Raw genomic sequence first — 16,125 nt, forward strand, 5'->3', positions numbered from 1 at the left:
TATCCCTCCTCCCTTATTAGAGACTTCTTTTTTTGAAAAGGTTACAATTCATTATCAAATAATCATTTGCTTATTTATTAATTTTAAATTATCATATTTTACAGTACTCTAAATTAAAATCAAATCAATTATAACGCATATGAAAGGAATAAACCGATGACATTTTTAGAAACAGAACATGTTTTGAAAGCGCTCGGAGAAGAAACGCGCTTACGTATCGTCTCTTATTTAGTCCACGACGCTTTTTGTATTTGTGAACTCGTCGCCTTACTCGACATGAGCCAGCCTTCTATTAGTCAACATATGAAACGGCTGAAAGAAGCTTCCATCGTAACTGAAGAACGACGAGGAAAATGGGTATATTATTCATTACGACACACGCACCCGCTCTATCCGCTCATTCTTCACATTATCCAAACATTACCTTCCATCGCAAACACGCTCGAACCGCTAACTACGGAAAAGCGCCGTTTGTTGTGCGAATGAAGAAAGAAGGCTCGCTATGTTCATTGCATCACTCATTTTTATCATGACATTACTATTTGTCATTTGGCAGCCGAGAGGGTTATCGATCGGGTGGTCCGCCACAATCGGTGCGCTCGTCGCCCTCGCATTCGGGGTCGTCGATTGGGCAGATGTTTGGTTCGTCACGGACATCGTTTGGAATGCGACATTCGCTTTCGTCGGCATCATTTTAATTTCACTTTTATTAGATGAGATTGGCATGTTTGAATGGTCCGCGCTTCATATGGCTCGTTTAGCACGGGGGCACGGACTGTTACTCTTCTTACTTTTGATGGGACTCGGTGCGATTGTCGCGGCTCTTTTTGCCAATGATGGGGCTGCCCTTATTTTAACACCGATCGTCTTATCGATGATGCGCCATTTGCAGTTGAAAGAGGCAGCCATTTTTCCCTTTATTATGGCGAGTGGCTTTATTGCGGATACGACTTCTCTCCCATTCGTCATTAGTAACTTAGTGAACATCGTTTCGGCGGACTTTTTCGGAATCGGATTTGTCGAATATGCAATACGCATGATCATTCCAAATTTCTTTTCACTTCTCGCTACGATGCTCGTTTTAACATTATACTTTTGGAAACAGTTACCGAAACAGTACGACGTTGCGTCTTTGCGCGAGCCACGAGAAGCGATTCGAGATGAACGACTATTTCGCTTTTCTTGGTGGATCATCGGCGTATTACTTATCGGTTATGTCGTGAGTGAACCGCTCCACATTCCGGTCTCCTTCATCGTTGGCGCGGCGACGATTGTATTTTTACTCGTCGCGAAACAGAGCGACGTCGTCCATACACGTCGCGTCGTCAAAGAAGCTCCTTGGGCGATCGTCATCTTCTCGGTCGGTATGTATATCGTCGTCTACGGATTCGGGAAGTCTGGATTTACTGAACAAGTCGCAAGCATGATGCAATCTCTCACAGAAGGCGGTTTGTTTACAGCGACGATCGGAGGAGGATTTTTAGCAGCCATTTCATCTTCGATCATGAACAATTTGCCGAGCGTCATGATTCACGCGCTCGCCATTGAAGAAAGCGGCACGACTGGTGTGATGAAAGAAGCGCTCATTTATGCGAACGTCATCGGTTCCGACCTCGGTCCGAAATTTACACCGATCGGCTCACTCGCGACACTCGTCTGGCTTCATGTCTTGAAATTACACGGCGTCCGCCTCTCATGGCTCACATACATGAAAGTTGGCTTACTATTAACGATTCCGATTTTATTCATCACTTTATGTGGACTATATTTAACATTTATCATGTTTTAACGTATCGCGCTTCCATTTTCATCGAGAATGGAAGCTTTTTGATTCTTCCACTTTCCCATGAAAAAATTGCACATTCACTATTGCGAGACGATTTTACTATCCTGTATGATAAAAGGAAAAATGTAAAGTGGAGGGATTGTTTTGTTTCATTTTTTAAAAGGGGACATTGTCGTATCTCAAAAGATGTTTTCAAAATATAAGACGATTCAAGAAGCGCTTGATGCATCTCCTGTTGGAGCAACGATTTATATTGAAGAAGGCGTGTATCACGAAGCACTCACGCTCACAAAAGATGTACGACTTGTCGGACGAGGAGCCGTCACGATTACGACAGATAGCGGTTCTACGATCAGCATCAAAAGTGGACATATTCAACTAGAAAAATTATTTATCCACCATACGGATTCCTCTCAAAACTTCGATGCTGTCGTCATTTATACACCCGAACACCATCATTTATCCGTTCATATGAAACACGTCACGATTCAGTCCGTCTATCATAGTGGCCTTTATTGCAATCACGGAGAATACGAAGTCCACTTAGAACAGTGCCTCATTGAACAATGTCGCCATAACGGAGTCGGTATCGGGAATGGAGCAAACCCTACATTTCATCAATGCGTCATCCGTGCAAATCAATCGATTGGCGTGTTTGTTTTTAATGGAGGAAAAGGGACCTTTACAAATTGTACTATTGAACAAAGCACGTATAATGTGCTCATTGAGACAAAAGCGAATCCTCAGTTTCATCACTGTCTTTTACAACAAGCCTCCCAACATAACGCCCTCATACAATCAGAAGGGAGAGGCTACTTCAAAGAATGCCAATTGACGACAAGCCAAAATTCAAACGTCATCAGTATTACAGGCGGACACCCTCTTCTCGAACAAACGACGATTTCACATTCTGTCGCAAACGGTGTGTGGGTAACGGACGAAGCGCAAGCGGAACTTCAAGATTGTCACGTCCATCATAATGCTTTCGCCCAAATTGCAACGGGTGGTCAAAACTCCTTTATCACATTATCGCGTTGTCACATTTACGAAGGACAAGCGGAAGGGATTTACGTTCATACAGGGGCACAACTTGAAGGAATGGATAGCTTTATTTATCAACACCCTCACTCTAACGTCTTTGTAGACGAAGACGCCACCCTTCTCTTGGAGCGTTGCGAAGTTTATGAAAGTGAAAGCCACGGTATTTTTAGCAACAACCGATCCAAAGGAACGATTCGAAATAGCACGTTTTTCAACCATATTTCTCCGAATATTGCGTTGAGTGGGCAAAGTGATTTTCATTTCGAAGGATGTACATTCACGAATGAACATCAACTCGCTTTTTGGGTGCGCGAACAAGCGAAAGCGTCTTTAACAAATTGTACTTTTTCAGCTCAATCGGACTATCTTCAAATTTTCGCAGAAGATGAAGCGACGGTTACGATTGAAGCCTGTGACATACAAGGGAATGGCGAATACATAATAGAAGCAATCAAACAAAGCGTTGTTCATTATGACGAGGGGACGACTTTTAACGGCTATGAAACAGACAGCGTTTATGTAGATGAAACGAGCGAATTATTCCGTCCGACAGTCGCGTCCCAAGAACAAATAAAACCGACCCTTTCTTTACATGACTTTATCGGACTCAAATCTTTAAAAGAACAAGTGCAACAATTTATTCATACCGTCCAATTTCATCAAATGCGTCAAAGAAATGGATTCGAAACGACACCGCTCGTCTTGCACTCTCTCTTTTTAGGTAACCCAGGAACAGGGAAAACGAGTATCGCACGTGTCATCGCCCAAACCTTACATGAACATGGCGTCCTCCCTTCAACGAAATTAATTGAAGTGTCCCGCCAAGACCTAGTCGGTGAATTTATCGGCCAAACCGCTTTAAAAACGGAAGAAGTGCTTCAACGTGCAAAAGGTGGCATTTTGTTCATTGACGAAGCTTACACACTATACTCGACACAAGGGAATGATTTCGGTAAAGAGGCGATTGAAACGATTTTAAAATTTATGGAAGACCACCGCGATGACTTCATGATTATTTTTGCAGGGTATGAACAAGATATGCAACAATTTTTATCAGTCAATGCTGGATTGCGTTCACGCATTCCGAATACGTTTTATTTCGACGACTATACACCGGAAGAAATCGTTCAAATCGGCCTTCTCGATTTAACGAGGCAAGCGTACACTGTAGACACTGCTACTTACGCACATGTCGTACAAACAGAATATGCACGAAGTATCGATAAAAGTAATGCGCGATGGGTACGCAATTTTAATCAGACGCTCATCATGACGATGGCCAATCGCGTCATCGAGACGAATGACGTAGATGTTCAAACGATTACGCGGGAAGACCTTTATACGATGACAGAACAACATTCGGATGACCCTCAAATGAAAATTGAAGAAATTACAGCCGCCTTGCACGCATTAACAGGCTTACAAAATGTGAAACAATTTGTCGATACGCTTAGAAAAGAAGCTCAAATTAATACACAACTGCACGCTCAAGGAATGGAATTCGAAACGGGGACCTACCATATGTCATTTATCGGTAACCCCGGGACAGGAAAAACGACCGTCGCTCACCTCATCGCCTCTCTATTCCATGCGATCGGCATTTTGCCCACTCGCCAAGTCATTTCCGTCAACCGGTCCGATCTCGTCGGCTCTCATGTCGGGCATACCGAACAACTAACGGAAGCGATCATTCAACAGGCGATGGGGGGCGTTTTATTTATCGACGAAGCGTATCAACTCGCTCAAGGAGGCGAGCACGATTTCGGAAGGCAAGCGATTGAAACATTATTGACAGCACTCGAAAACTACCGGGATCAATGGATCGTTATTTTGGCAGGCTATACGAAAGAGATGCATGACTTTTTCGATACGAATCCCGGTCTTCGCTCTCGCGTCCCTTATGAAATCGAATTTCCAGATTATACACCAGAAGAAGTAGCGAGCATCGTCATTCAGCAACTTCAGGCTCAATGGACATTTGATGAAACGATCATGCAGGAGGCTGTCGAAACATATTACGCTACTTTACCTACTTCCTTACGAGCGAATGGACGGACCGCTCGAAATATGAGTGAAAACATCATTCGACAACATAAAGTATGGCTCGTAGATACAAATGCGACACCGGATCAATTCCACATCATTCATCCAACTGTCATTCGACAAGCGACAGAGCATCGATCATAAATACTTCTTCATGTGATAAGGAAGAGGAAGGAGGGACTATCGTATATTTTCCATCAAAAAGAAGCATTTTATTAGGTTTGATTATTTGGGGAGCGAATGCCTCACTCCTATGGGACGTAATCGTTCATCCGAGCATCACAGGGTATGTCGTCATCATCGCCTTCATTCCGTTTATCAGTTTTTTATGGTTCAAAACAGGTTATGAAATAATAGAACAACAACTCATCATTCGCTCAGGTCCATTTAAAAGTACGATTCCGATCGCTGACATCAAAAAATTAACGCTGTCGAAAACACTTTTAGCAGGTCCTGCGCTATCCTATCGCTAGATCGCATTGAAATTGCGTACGGGTTGTACGATATCGCCATCGTATCACCGAAAGATAAAGCAGGATTTGTCGAAGCGTTACGACGTCATAATGAAACGATTGAGATCCCCCTTTCCCTTCTCCTAAATACAAGTACGAAACCTTAAATGACCGCGCATACAAAAAGCATCCAACTCTTACTCCCCGTCCTTTAGAAAAGACGTGGAGTAAAAGTGGATGCTTTTATTCAAATGATTCGTCTGAACTATCAGATTGCGCTTGAAATTGTTTCAACATCTCGCGTACTTCATCCGTGTTAGACGTGCTCATGAGAGCGTGACGCAAGCCACCTGCTCCGCGGAACCCTTTAACGTAAATTTTGAAAAAGCGGTGGAGTGCTTTAAAAGGACGCGGTTCGAGTTCGGCAGAGTAACGGTCGTGCAAGTCGAGATGCAAATGTAATAATTGCAGTAACTCCTCACTCGTATGCTCCTTTTTCTCTTTTTCGAACGCAAATGGGTTTTTAAAAATACCACGGCCGATCATGACACCGTCCACGCCATACTTCTCGACAAGTTCCATCCCCATCGCACGGTCTTCGATGTCGCCATTAATCGTCAGTAACGTATCGGGCGCAATTTCATCTCGGAGCGCTTTAATTTCTGGGATGAGTTCCCAATGCGCGGCCACTTGACTCATCTCTTTTCGCGTCCGTAAATGAATCGATAAATTGGCGATATTTTGACGTAATACGTGTGTCAACCACGGTTTCCACTCCTCGACGTCTGTATAGCCGAGACGCGTTTTCACACTGACGGGTAAGCCGCCTGCTTTCGCTGCTTGAATAATATCCGCGGCCACTTCCGGGCGCAAAATGAGGCCACTTCCTTTACCGTTACCAGCGACGTTCGGAACCGGACACCCCATATTAATATCGATGCCACGGAACCCTTGCTTCGCCATCCCGATACTCATCTCTCGAAAGTATTGTGGCTTATCTCCCCAAATGTGTGCGACGATCGGCTGTTCGTCTTCTGTGAACGTCAAACGTCCTCGCACACTCGCATTGCCATCTGGATGACAGTAACTTTCTGAATTCGCAAACTCTGTAAAAAAGACGTCTGGGCGAGCCGCTTTGCTTACGACGTGACGAAAGACGACATCGGTCACATCTTCCATCGGTGCTAAAATAAAAAAAGGACGCGGCAATTCGTCCCAAAACGATGTACCTTGATTCACTGATTTCCCTCCATCTCTTCTGTAAAAAACTTCCCCAAATTGGGGAAGCATCGATTAACTAATTAACTGTTTGACGACAGAAGCGATCGTTTTTCCGTCCGCTTTTCCTGCGAGGAGTGGGCGCGCAATTTTCATCGCATCTCCCATATTCATCCCGCTCGTCACACCTGCTTCTGCTAGTGCTTCTTTCACTTCTTCCTCCGATAACTGCTCAGGTAAAAATTGCTCTAATAAGCGAAGTTTCGCTTCTTCTTGCTCGATTAAATCATCGCGCCCTGCTTGTTTCGCACCGTCGAGCGATTGGTTCACTTGTTTCATTTCGCGATTGATGATGGCGATTTCTTCCGCTTCTGTGAGCGCTTCGCCTTTTTCTTTTTCAGCGAGGTCCAAATTTGACTTCACGATTGTTAACACACTTTTCGTTAACTGATCTTTGTCACGCATCGCTTGTTTAATCATTTCAAATACTTTTGTTTTTAACATATCGTTCATCCTTTCGCATTCTTCTTTATTTTAAAACGAAAGAGCAAATAGCGCAAAGCATATTGCTTCATTTTCACAAAAAAACTCTCCTGCGAAGAGGAGAGAGAATATTATTCATTCATTTGTTGAATCTGGGTTAACATTTTACGCTGGATCGTTTCGTAAGCGAGTCGTTCTTGTTCTGTTAATCCTTCAAATAACTGTTCACGTAAAGCAACTCCGATTTGTTGCGCTTCTTCTAGTATGTGGCGCCCGTGATCTGTCAATGCGAGTTTGACGATGCGCTTGTCCTCAAGACTCGAAATTCGTTCAATCGCTCCGAGTGTGACAAGCTTTGAAGCGATATGGGTAATTGCCGCTTTCGTATACCCGTATTGAGCAGCGAGGACACTCGATTTTTCAGGGCCGTTGCGAAGCGCCGCTAAAACGAGCGCTTCCGAAACCCCAAGGTCATACGGCATCGCTTTCGTCCACTGAACGGTCATCTCGCTCGACACTTGTTCCGTTAAGCGGATGAGATTGAGTATGGATGTCATCGTAACTGAATCGCTCCTCCGTCCACCATTAACGTTTGTCCCGTCATGTAGCTCGCATCATCGCTCGCTAAAAACACCGCAACGCGTCCGATATCTTCTTCCAATTCTCCTAAACGGCGGAGCGGAATTTTTTCGACCATCGTCGCATACGCTTCTGGTTGCGCTTCTTTCCACTGTTGAACACCCGGTGAGTTGGCGATTGGAGAGATGAGGTTACAATTAATATTGTCTACACCCCATTCATTCGCAGCGACACGTGTAATGCCTCGAATCGCTTCTTTTGCAGCTGCATATGCCGCTTGATGAATATTGCCTGCAATACCCGCTCCACTTGCGAAGTTAATGACTGTTCCTTCTGTCTTTTTCAAATGAGGATACGCCGCTTGCATAAGTAAAAAAGTCGGGTAAAATCCTGTGCCAAACGATAAATTCAAGTCATCTTCTGTCGTTTCCATAAACGAATGTTGACGGGAAGCGTGCGCATTGTTCACGAGCACGTTCAACTGTCCGAATCGTTCAATCGTTTGATCAACTAATCGAGGCAATGAAGCTCGGTCCATTAAATCCGCTTCGATAAATAAAGCTTCTGTTATTTCTTGTAATTCCGCTTCCGTCGCTTTTCCTGTTTCCGCATTCACATCGACGATGACGAGTTTCGCTCCTTCTTTCGCCATCGCAAGCGCCATACCGCGCCCGATGCCTCCTGCTCCTCCTGTAATGAGTACTACTTTTCCTTGTAAACGCATATTCATCATCCTTTTCAAATAGTTTAACACTTAACTATTAATATTTTAACATTAAACTATTAAACGTGCACGTCATTTGAACTGAGCTTTTTGAAAAGAGACGATATTTACGATAGCGAGAAGACCGAAAGCCCAGTAAAATAAAGACCATTGTTGTGTAGTGAAACTCAATATAAAAAACAATAAAACGGTCACACTGCTCACCCAAAATAATTTCTTCATTTCGTTCACCTCTCATTTCAATATATTAAAAAAAGTGTAATCCAAGCTGGAATCATAGGAAGTATGTAACAAACAAAAAAGCTCCATGACGAATGAAAAAAAGAGTCGAGCGGGTTTTTCACCGCTTTTCCAGCATACTGTCCGATTCTCTCCCATTTCGAAGGAAGAGGAATCGCTCGTTGCAATCGTTCAGGTACGATGACTATATCTTGCTGGAGCTTTCTTTTTAACTGTTCATCTGTCATCTTCATCCTCCTCTAACCATCTCTTTAACTGTTGTTTCGCTCGATGTAATCGTGATTTAACTGTTCCGACTTCTATTTGAAGTACTTGTGCAATTTCTTGTTGCGTCAAATTTTCATAATACGTTAATAAGATGACAGCGCGATGTTTTTCAGATAATTGCGAAATCGCTTCTTGGACGACGGTCTTTTCTTCATATGAAAAATTATATTCTCGTTGAGGAACTAAAAAAGGTAAAAAGCGACGAAGACGTTTTCTTCTATTTAATTTATTTACCATTTGGCGGTAGGCGATTTGAAAAACGTATGATTTCACCTTTCCTTTGCGAACATCGTAGTCGTTTTTTGCTTTGCAAAGCTGTTCAAAAGCGTCGTGGACAATGTCTAAACTAAATGGTTCTTCTCGCGTATACCGAAAAACAAAGGCATATAATGAAGGAGATAAAGCTTCATATAATGAAGTAAATGCTTCTTCATCCCCATTTTGCCAAGCGCACATCATCTCTTCAAGCGTCATCTTCATATTCCTTCGAATTTCGTTGCGCTTCAATCGACTTCAATGTCACCGTTAAGCGAAATAAAAAATAAACGAGAGTCACGACTGTCCACGTTTGTGTTTGACCTATTAAAAACTGCACATCACTTCTCTCAATCGTCATCCCTTTACTTATCATGTAATTCAATATCGACGTACAAGCGATCGTATACAAAGCTAACAGGAGCGTAAGCGTATCAAATGCCGTCCACTTTAAATAAATAGTCGTTTTAACATAATCAATTTTTTTAAAGTACTTCTCTTTTTTTCGTACAACGTACCGACGATCCATCGGGATGACGATCATTAAAATGACAAAACCGATGATCATCGTCGTCATCGATGACCAGAAAAATCCTTGATTCACTAGTTTTCTCCCCTTTCACTTACTATACAATTAACGGAAGAGAAACGTTCCATTTTTTATGCTACTTATTCCTCTCCTGAAAACTTGCGCCCCTTTCTCCACTATTTTTTCAAAAAAATAACGTCCGCCGAAGCGAACGTTATCTTTTTACGTATTAAAATAATCCGAGGTAATTGTTGCATTTCGAGCGTCAGTAATTCAAGGTCTGTCTTTTTACGCAATGTGACGACATACCCTGCCACGCGCTCCCCTTCTTCTATATACCGCTCATTGACGATAAAGCTGATATCGCCATATGTTACAATTTCATCTTTTCGCTTCTCTTGATTTTTTCGCAAAAATGTTTCCGTTTGACGAACGCCCGCTTCTTCGCAAAGTCTTTTCGCGGAATCATTCATGAACGTATACTGTCCATCAGCATCATAAGCGATAATTCCTTCCCGTGTCGAGCGCATAATGGCATCGCGCTCCATCAACTGACGACTAATTTCTTTCGGTTCTAAATTGAGCAATAGTCGCTTAATATGATGTGAAAGCAAATACGACACGATGCTTCCGATCACAAATAAAATCGCAATCATGCCCCATAACACGAGACGTTGCTTTCCGATGACACTTTCAAAAGAAGCGACTAAAAAGCCGACTGAAATGACGCCGATAATATCGCCTGAATCGTTATGGATCGCTGATTTCCCCCGAATGGCGAATCCGAGCGACCCTTCTTTACGTGAAATGTAAGACTCCCCTAACTCTAACGCGCGTTCATTATCGTCGCCAATCATCGGCAGTCCGATCCGTTCTTTCAACGGATGGGCATACCGAATCCCTCGCTCATCCCCGATAACGACATAATCCGCTTGTAAAACATGTTCATAGCGACGAGCTAATTCATCTAATTTCGGTTGATTGCGCTCTGTCATCGCTTGAATAATCGCCTGGTCTTCCGAAATGACCGACGCGGCATGCATCGCTTTATTGCCCGCATCTTCTTCCACACTGCGCGTCACGAGCCATTGACTGACACTCCCGATGATGAGTAACGTCAACAACAACAAACCGATGACCGCGGTCATCACTTTTTTCTGTAAAGTCATAGAAACAAATCCTTTTTTTACATTCGATTAATCTTTTAGTACAATGAGTATATCAAACATTTGAAAGGAGGTAACAAAATGACACAATGTGCTCATTGCCATCATACCTTTTCGAAAAAAGAAGCCATTCGCCAAAGCTTTACATTAAAGCCAACCGTTACATGCCCCGTTTGTCAGAAAGAAAACGGCATCAGTAAAAAAACGAGACGACGCAATGTCCGAATCTCACTCGGCATCCCATTTCTCTTACTCTTAAACTTATTACTTCAACCAAACCCGCTCTGGCTCGCGCTAGCTGCGGTAGCAATACTCGGCTACGCCTTCTTCATCTTGCCTCAAAAATATGAATTAACGAAAGAAGAAGACCCCCTCTTCTAACGAAAAAAAGCATGGAAGCGACCGACATCATACGAAAACTCGTCATCGCCGATCGCTCCATGCTTTTTATTTTCTTTTCTATACATAACAATGATAGAAATTGAAAAGATGAGAGTAACTAAATAGAGGATGTTTGTTATCTCTTTTCACATTCTTGTTCTAGCTGACGCAATATACGATTAACCGTCTCCCTCGTCGCTCCGACATAGTTCGCGATATCGGTTTGTGTCAATGTCGTCTGTTCTTCTTGTAAATAGCGAACGATTCGTTCTTTCACGGACAAAATATCCCGCTCCCACAATCGTTCTTCCGTTCTCATTTGCTCACTTACGAGGCGACGCATCCAATTCATCGCAAACGTCACGTCCGCTTGCAAACAACTTTCCACAACGGGCGCGTCAATGACACAGCATGTTGTCTGTTGTAAGGCGATGACTGTCGTTCTCATTCGTTTCGACTCAAACCACTCTTGGCCAAATACATCTCCTCGTTGCAAAAGACGAACGAAATGCTCTTTCCCATCCGTTGAATAACGCACCATTTTCAACCGTCCTTCTTTCACGACATAAAAAGACGTCACAGCATCGTCCATCTGTAAAACAGACTCACCCGTCCGATACGTTGTCGTCCTGATCGCTTCGTGAAAACGTGAAGCTACTCGTTCATCCATCTGTTGGAAAAGCGGATATCGACAAAAACAATAGGCCAACCTATTCCCTCCTTCTCTTCATACAAGTGTAACTTGTCTACGCCTCGTCTTCCATCTTTTCAAATGGATATCCACATTTCATTAAAAAAACAACGGGTTCGGAAAATTCCGTTCCCACGTTGTTTTTTTAGTAAAATTAATATTGTAAATGACGGTACGTTTTTTGGTATGCGCCGTGACCGATTAAATAAATGAAGCTCATCAATAGGATTGGGAACAGTTGCGTCGTATTCGTCCACGCACCGTACATAATTGTCAATATAATACTAAATAACAACAATTGACTCATCACTTGATATGCCTTCATCATCCCTTCATACATGACGAATTTCTCTCCTTCATCCATAAGGGGCAAAACATTCAAATCCTCCGGAATGTCAATGTCTGGATGAGACAACAGAAGTAATTGTTTCATCGCAACACGAATGTAAACGAGCTGAAATAAAAAATAAGCACCGAGTCCAAAAATGAGCCACGTCGGCGTCCATTCGTAATACATCGCACTCACACCGAATGTAAATAAAGAAGTGATGAGCCCTCCCATTAACCAGTCCGCAATATGACTCGATTGAATCGCAATCCACCGATCTCGCTCGTCTTCTTCCACTTGCATCCCTTTTGTGGCTACCGTCTTTTTCAAACGTTGTAAACGAACAAAGGCAATGCCAAATACAGCTGCTGCCACCGCTACACTGCTTCCGACGAGCCATTCAATTTTTGTGTCAAACGGCAGTTGTATCTCTTGCGCTAATAGGAATACAGCGATAAGAAAACCACCTACACCACCTAATACGAAACTTTTCGTATATTTTTTCATCGTAACTCCTCCTCATCAAAAATAAAAATAGACTCTACTGGTTCTTCAAATACGCGTGCTAATTTCATCGCGATTAAAATCGATGGCATATATTCATTGCGTTCAATTAAACTAATCGTTTGTCGAGACATGCCCGCTCGCTTAGCCAGCTCCGTCTGATTCCAATCGTGACGAGCCCTCAATTCTTTTACCCGATTCCGCATACGCTCCCTCCTTTTTTAAAATTATATACCTTCCTTGTCATTTTGACAATGATAATAGTCATAATGACAAATATAATAAACAAAAAAGATCCATACAGTCCAAATCAAGACTGTACGGATCACTTTACTCATCGTATTGAATTAAGAAAAACTGCGTATCTTCCACTGCAGTGACAGAATGGGGCGTGTCAGGGTGCATGTGGAAAACGTCATCTTGCGTCAGTGGAAACGTACCCGATTCTCCTTCAAAAATGACGCGACCTTCTCGAACGATAATGAGTACATGGCGCCCTACTTGATGTTTAGCTAACTGCTCTCCTTCTTTCAACTGTACCGTCATCACATGAAGTGGCGGTGATTGAATGAGGGCTTGTACTTTTTTCGATTGTTTCGGAATGTGATACTTTTGCATTTAATCCTCTCCTTTTCCCCATACTAGCTTGAAAAAGAAAGCTGCGCTGTGAGCTAAATCACATCGTTACATGAAAAATATGCAAAATAAAAGCGAGAGTTTTGCTTATTTTTCAATCGTTGATTCCAACATCCAAATTTCTTTTTCTAATTGCTCGAGATGACCGACTAACGTATCTTCGATTGTATCGTCTTCGTCTGTAAAGTTTTCGATCGCTGTTTTCATCTCTTTCGAAATGTTGCGGAAATCATTAATGATATCTTCAATCATTTCTTTCGTAGAAAGCGTAGAATCTCCTTCTTGTACCGTTGCCATTTCTAAGTACTCTTTCATCGTCGCTGCCGGTTTTCCTCCGTGCATGAGTAAACGCTCCGCTGCCTCGTCGTATAAAACGGCCACTAAATTGTACAGCTCTTCTAATTTTTCATGATAAGTGAAAAAGTGAGGGCCTGATACGTACCAATGGTAATTGTGAAGCTTGACGAAAAGAACTCCGTAGTTTGCGACTTCTTGACCTAAAATGTCTTTTGCTGTTTGACTAGCCAAATGAATCTCCTCCTTGAAATGTTTGTTACTCTTCTTTACCCGCTATCATTTTTTTCAAACAAAAAACTTCCCGAATAATATTCGAGAAGTTCTTTTTTACATTTTCCACATATCAATATGCGGGATACCATCTTCATCGTACGGTTCGCCTTTTTGGACAAATCCGAACGAACTGTAAAACTTTTTTAAATGCGCTTGTGCTTGTAAATAGAGTGGTCGCTCAAATTTTTCTGCACGTCGCACTGCTTCTTCCATCAACGTATAGCCGAGTCCTGTTCCGCGCACGCGACTTGCGACGATGACACGTCCGATATGCGTCTCTTCCGGCTTCGGAATAAGTCGACAATACGCGGTAATGCCCGCTTCATCTTCCAACCAAAGATGCCGACTTTCTTCATCTCGTCCGTCCACTTCTAAATACGGACATTGTTGTTCGACGACGAAAATTTCTGTGCGCGCACGCAAAATGTCATACAATTGCTTCGTCGTTAATTCATCAAATGATCGATCATACCAATTCATCTCATCGCTTCTTTCTGTTCGAACTTAACCGCCTAATTGTTGCACCATATCTGGCGCATCTGGATCTACCCCGCGACGCGCGTTGCGATTCATGCTTTCAATTTGAGCAATTTCTTCCGCCGTCAATGTGAAATCGTACGCATGGAAATTTTCTTCAATACGTGACGGTGTCACCGACTTCGGAATAGTAATAATATCACGTGTTTTAAACCAATTCAAAATAATTTGCGCAGGCGACTTCCCGTGACGCTTGGCGATTTCAACGAGCACAGGATCTTCGAAACTATCCCCGCGCCCGAGCGGTGACCATGCCGTAACGGCGATGTTTTGTTGTTGACAGTAACGGACGAGTTCCTCTTGTTGGAAATACGGATGAATTTCGATTTGATTGACCATCGGCTGAACATTCGCCGTTTGCGCTAATTGTTCGAGATGGTGAATGTGGTGATTCGATACACCAGGTACGCGAATCAATTTTTCTTCGTACAAACGTTCAATGGCGCGGTACGTGTCCGTAAATTTTTCCGGCACTGGCCAATGCGTTAAATAAAGGTCGATATAGTCTAAACCGAGACGTTGTAACGACGCGTCGAATGCTTTTAATGTTGCGTCATACCCTTGATCGCTATTCCACACTTTCGTCGTAATGAATAACTGTTCTCGCGGAATGTTCGCTGTGCGAATCGCTTCCCCTACCTCTTCTTCATTGCCGTACACTTTCGCTGTATCGATGAGGCGATATCCAGTATCAATCGCATGATGAATGGCCTGAATCGTTTCATCTCGGTCTTTCATATTGAAGACACCGAGACCAGTCATCGGCATGTCAACGCCATTTCGTAATGTTTTCATACAATTCCAACTCCTTTATCAATTCTGTATGTTCATCATACCGAATGAATGGGAACTTTAACAGAAATACGACGTACTATAGTTAGAATGAAAAAAGAGGTGTCTTTATGAAAAAATGGTTTCCGTTTTTAGCCATTTTACTATTATTTATCGCCGGATTCTCACTTTGGCCGAAAGAGAAAAAAGGCGTCATCGTCGTCGATGCAGGCCACGGCGGGACAGATCCAGGAACGACGAGCATAACAGGCGTTCACGAAAAAGAAATCGCCCTGCAATTCGCATTGAAAATTGCAGATGCTTTGCGTAACGCGAACTATGAGGTATATCTCACACGCACAGAGGATGTCACATTATCTTTAAACGAGCGTGTCCAATTTGCCAACTCAAAGCCGATTGATTTATTTTTAAGTATTCACGGTAATGCGCTGGAAAATAACGATACGGTTGAAGGTTTGCAAGTGCTCTATTATCCAGACGAAGCGGAACGCAATGTGGAACTTGCGACGATGATGATGAACTATTTAAGCAGCGCACTTCAAGCGCCTGACCGCGGTGTACTCCCTCGCCCAGAGCTCGCTGTATTACGCGGCACGACATCCGCTTCACTACTGCTCGAAACAGGCTTTTTATCTCACCCAGAAGAAGCGATAAAGCTTGAAAATGCGAACTACCAACAACAATTTTCACAAGCGGTCGTCCAAGCGGTCGATCATATGATAGAAAATCTTAAACAGACGCAAAACGAATAGATGCCTCGCGCATCTATTTTTTTTGATTCGTTTTCCCAAATAAGGGTATAGAAAACTATTAATTATAGAAAAGAGGAATGGTCGTCAACAACCCGCCACTTAACGACCTTGCGGTCTGTTTGAAGTGGGGGCTTGCGTCTACCAAATTACA

The 16,125-nt window shown here is 42.9% G+C and carries 23 protein-coding genes; 7 read left to right on the forward strand and 16 right to left on the reverse strand.

Features of this window, described 5'->3' with window-relative positions; translation table 11 throughout:
• The first annotated feature begins 156 nt into the window (after window positions 1-156).
• The 5 genes from ACFQ0V_RS01700 to ACFQ0V_RS01720 all read left to right on the forward strand — a co-directional run bounded on the left by ACFQ0V_RS01700 (window position 157) and on the right by ACFQ0V_RS01720 (window position 5,489).
• Window positions 157-486: an ArsR/SmtB family transcription factor gene (locus tag ACFQ0V_RS01700; protein WP_381009015.1), complete on the forward strand. Its 330-nt coding sequence runs from the start codon at window positions 157-159 to the stop codon at window positions 484-486.
• Window positions 487-502: 16 nt separating this feature from the next.
• A complete protein-coding gene (locus tag ACFQ0V_RS01705; protein WP_381009017.1) occupies window positions 503-1,789 on the forward strand; it encodes an arsenic transporter in 1,287 nt (428 codons plus the stop codon).
• Between the two features lie 141 nt (window positions 1,790-1,930).
• The gene (locus ACFQ0V_RS01710) at window positions 1,931-5,014 is read left to right on the forward strand and encodes an AAA family ATPase (RefSeq protein ID WP_381009018.1); all 3,084 of its coding nucleotides are present in this window, start codon (window positions 1,931-1,933) and stop codon (window positions 5,012-5,014) included.
• 77 nt (window positions 5,015-5,091) lie between these two features.
• Window positions 5,092-5,343: a PH domain-containing protein gene (locus ACFQ0V_RS01715; protein ID WP_381009020.1), complete on the forward strand. Its 252-nt coding sequence runs from the start codon at window positions 5,092-5,094 to the stop codon at window positions 5,341-5,343.
• 5 nt (window positions 5,344-5,348) lie between these two features.
• Window positions 5,349-5,489 (forward strand): hypothetical protein, encoded by a 141-nt coding sequence (locus ACFQ0V_RS01720; protein ID WP_381009050.1) that lies wholly within the window; start codon window positions 5,349-5,351, stop codon window positions 5,487-5,489.
• Between the two features lie 76 nt (window positions 5,490-5,565).
• Here ACFQ0V_RS01720 and ACFQ0V_RS01725 read toward each other — a convergent pair whose 3' ends face one another.
• From ACFQ0V_RS01725 to ACFQ0V_RS01765, 9 genes are all read right to left on the reverse strand, one after another.
• Window positions 5,566-6,501, reverse strand: coding sequence for a tRNA dihydrouridine synthase (locus ACFQ0V_RS01725; protein ID WP_381009052.1), 936 nt, complete (start codon window positions 6,499-6,501; stop codon window positions 5,566-5,568).
• Window positions 6,502-6,615: 114 nt separating this feature from the next.
• Entirely contained in the window at window positions 6,616-7,044 is a 429-nt protein-coding gene (locus ACFQ0V_RS01730; RefSeq protein WP_381009022.1) for a GatB/YqeY domain-containing protein, read from the reverse strand.
• 110 nt (window positions 7,045-7,154) lie between these two features.
• Window positions 7,155-7,580 (reverse strand): MarR family winged helix-turn-helix transcriptional regulator, encoded by a 426-nt coding sequence (locus ACFQ0V_RS01735; protein ID WP_381009023.1) that lies wholly within the window; start codon window positions 7,578-7,580, stop codon window positions 7,155-7,157.
• Window positions 7,577-8,326, reverse strand: coding sequence for an SDR family NAD(P)-dependent oxidoreductase (locus tag ACFQ0V_RS01740; protein WP_381009024.1), 750 nt, complete (start codon window positions 8,324-8,326; stop codon window positions 7,577-7,579). The genes ACFQ0V_RS01735 and ACFQ0V_RS01740 overlap by 4 nt, the downstream gene beginning before the upstream one ends.
• Before the next feature lie 72 nt (window positions 8,327-8,398).
• On the reverse strand, window positions 8,399-8,548 hold the full coding sequence (locus ACFQ0V_RS01745; protein ID WP_381009026.1) for a hypothetical protein: 150 nt from the start codon (window positions 8,546-8,548) through the stop codon (window positions 8,399-8,401).
• A gap of 17 nt (window positions 8,549-8,565) precedes the next feature.
• A complete protein-coding gene (locus ACFQ0V_RS01750; RefSeq protein ID WP_381009027.1) occupies window positions 8,566-8,793 on the reverse strand; it encodes a hypothetical protein in 228 nt (75 codons plus the stop codon).
• Complete coding sequence (locus tag ACFQ0V_RS01755) at window positions 8,783-9,307, reverse strand: RNA polymerase sigma factor (RefSeq protein WP_381009028.1); 525 nt, start codon at window positions 9,305-9,307, stop codon at window positions 8,783-8,785. Before ACFQ0V_RS01755 ends, ACFQ0V_RS01750 begins: the two co-directional genes overlap by 11 nt.
• Window positions 9,297-9,692 carry a hypothetical protein gene (locus ACFQ0V_RS01760; protein WP_381009030.1) on the reverse strand — a complete coding sequence of 132 codons (396 nt, stop codon included), beginning with the start codon at window positions 9,690-9,692 and terminating at the stop codon, window positions 9,297-9,299. The genes ACFQ0V_RS01755 and ACFQ0V_RS01760 overlap by 11 nt, the downstream gene beginning before the upstream one ends.
• Before the next feature lie 101 nt (window positions 9,693-9,793).
• A complete protein-coding gene (locus tag ACFQ0V_RS01765) occupies window positions 9,794-10,786 on the reverse strand; it encodes a hypothetical protein (RefSeq protein ID WP_381009032.1) in 993 nt (330 codons plus the stop codon).
• A 78-nt stretch (window positions 10,787-10,864) separates the two neighbouring features.
• On the opposite strand from ACFQ0V_RS01765, the gene ACFQ0V_RS01770 reads away from it, so the two are divergent.
• Window positions 10,865-11,164 carry a TIGR04104 family putative zinc finger protein gene (locus tag ACFQ0V_RS01770; protein ID WP_381009034.1) on the forward strand — a complete coding sequence of 100 codons (300 nt, stop codon included), beginning with the start codon at window positions 10,865-10,867 and terminating at the stop codon, window positions 11,162-11,164.
• Window positions 11,165-11,300: 136 nt separating this feature from the next.
• On the opposite strand, the gene ACFQ0V_RS01775 is transcribed toward ACFQ0V_RS01770, so the two are convergent.
• The 7 genes from ACFQ0V_RS01775 to ACFQ0V_RS01805 form a co-directional block, all read right to left on the reverse strand.
• Window positions 11,301-11,873, reverse strand: a complete 573-nt coding sequence (locus tag ACFQ0V_RS01775) for a Crp/Fnr family transcriptional regulator (RefSeq protein WP_381009036.1) — start codon at window positions 11,871-11,873, stop codon at window positions 11,301-11,303.
• 136 nt (window positions 11,874-12,009) lie between these two features.
• Window positions 12,010-12,690, reverse strand: coding sequence for a DUF3169 family protein (locus ACFQ0V_RS01780; protein ID WP_381009038.1), 681 nt, complete (start codon window positions 12,688-12,690; stop codon window positions 12,010-12,012).
• On the reverse strand, window positions 12,687-12,893 hold the full coding sequence (locus tag ACFQ0V_RS01785) for a helix-turn-helix transcriptional regulator (RefSeq protein ID WP_381009039.1): 207 nt from the start codon (window positions 12,891-12,893) through the stop codon (window positions 12,687-12,689). The genes ACFQ0V_RS01780 and ACFQ0V_RS01785 overlap by 4 nt, the downstream gene beginning before the upstream one ends.
• Window positions 12,894-13,017: 124 nt before the next feature.
• Complete coding sequence (locus tag ACFQ0V_RS01790; protein ID WP_381009041.1) at window positions 13,018-13,305, reverse strand: AraC family ligand binding domain-containing protein; 288 nt, start codon at window positions 13,303-13,305, stop codon at window positions 13,018-13,020.
• Between the two features lie 105 nt (window positions 13,306-13,410).
• Entirely contained in the window at window positions 13,411-13,851 is a 441-nt protein-coding gene (locus ACFQ0V_RS01795; protein ID WP_381009043.1) for a Dps family protein, read from the reverse strand.
• Window positions 13,852-13,947: 96 nt separating this feature from the next.
• Window positions 13,948-14,373 carry a GNAT family N-acetyltransferase gene (locus ACFQ0V_RS01800; protein WP_381009045.1) on the reverse strand — a complete coding sequence of 142 codons (426 nt, stop codon included), beginning with the start codon at window positions 14,371-14,373 and terminating at the stop codon, window positions 13,948-13,950.
• Window positions 14,374-14,397: 24 nt separating this feature from the next.
• On the reverse strand, window positions 14,398-15,225 hold the full coding sequence (locus ACFQ0V_RS01805) for an aldo/keto reductase (protein WP_381009047.1): 828 nt from the start codon (window positions 15,223-15,225) through the stop codon (window positions 14,398-14,400).
• A 107-nt stretch (window positions 15,226-15,332) separates the two neighbouring features.
• Between ACFQ0V_RS01805 and ACFQ0V_RS01810 the strand changes: the two genes are divergently transcribed.
• A complete protein-coding gene (locus ACFQ0V_RS01810; RefSeq protein WP_381009048.1) occupies window positions 15,333-15,974 on the forward strand; it encodes an N-acetylmuramoyl-L-alanine amidase in 642 nt (213 codons plus the stop codon).
• Window positions 15,975-16,125 lie beyond the last annotated feature (151 nt).

Origin of the sequence: Savagea faecisuis (assembly GCF_042675605.1) — a bacterium.
GTDB lineage: Bacteria > Bacillota > Bacilli > Bacillales_A > Planococcaceae > Savagea > Savagea faecisuis.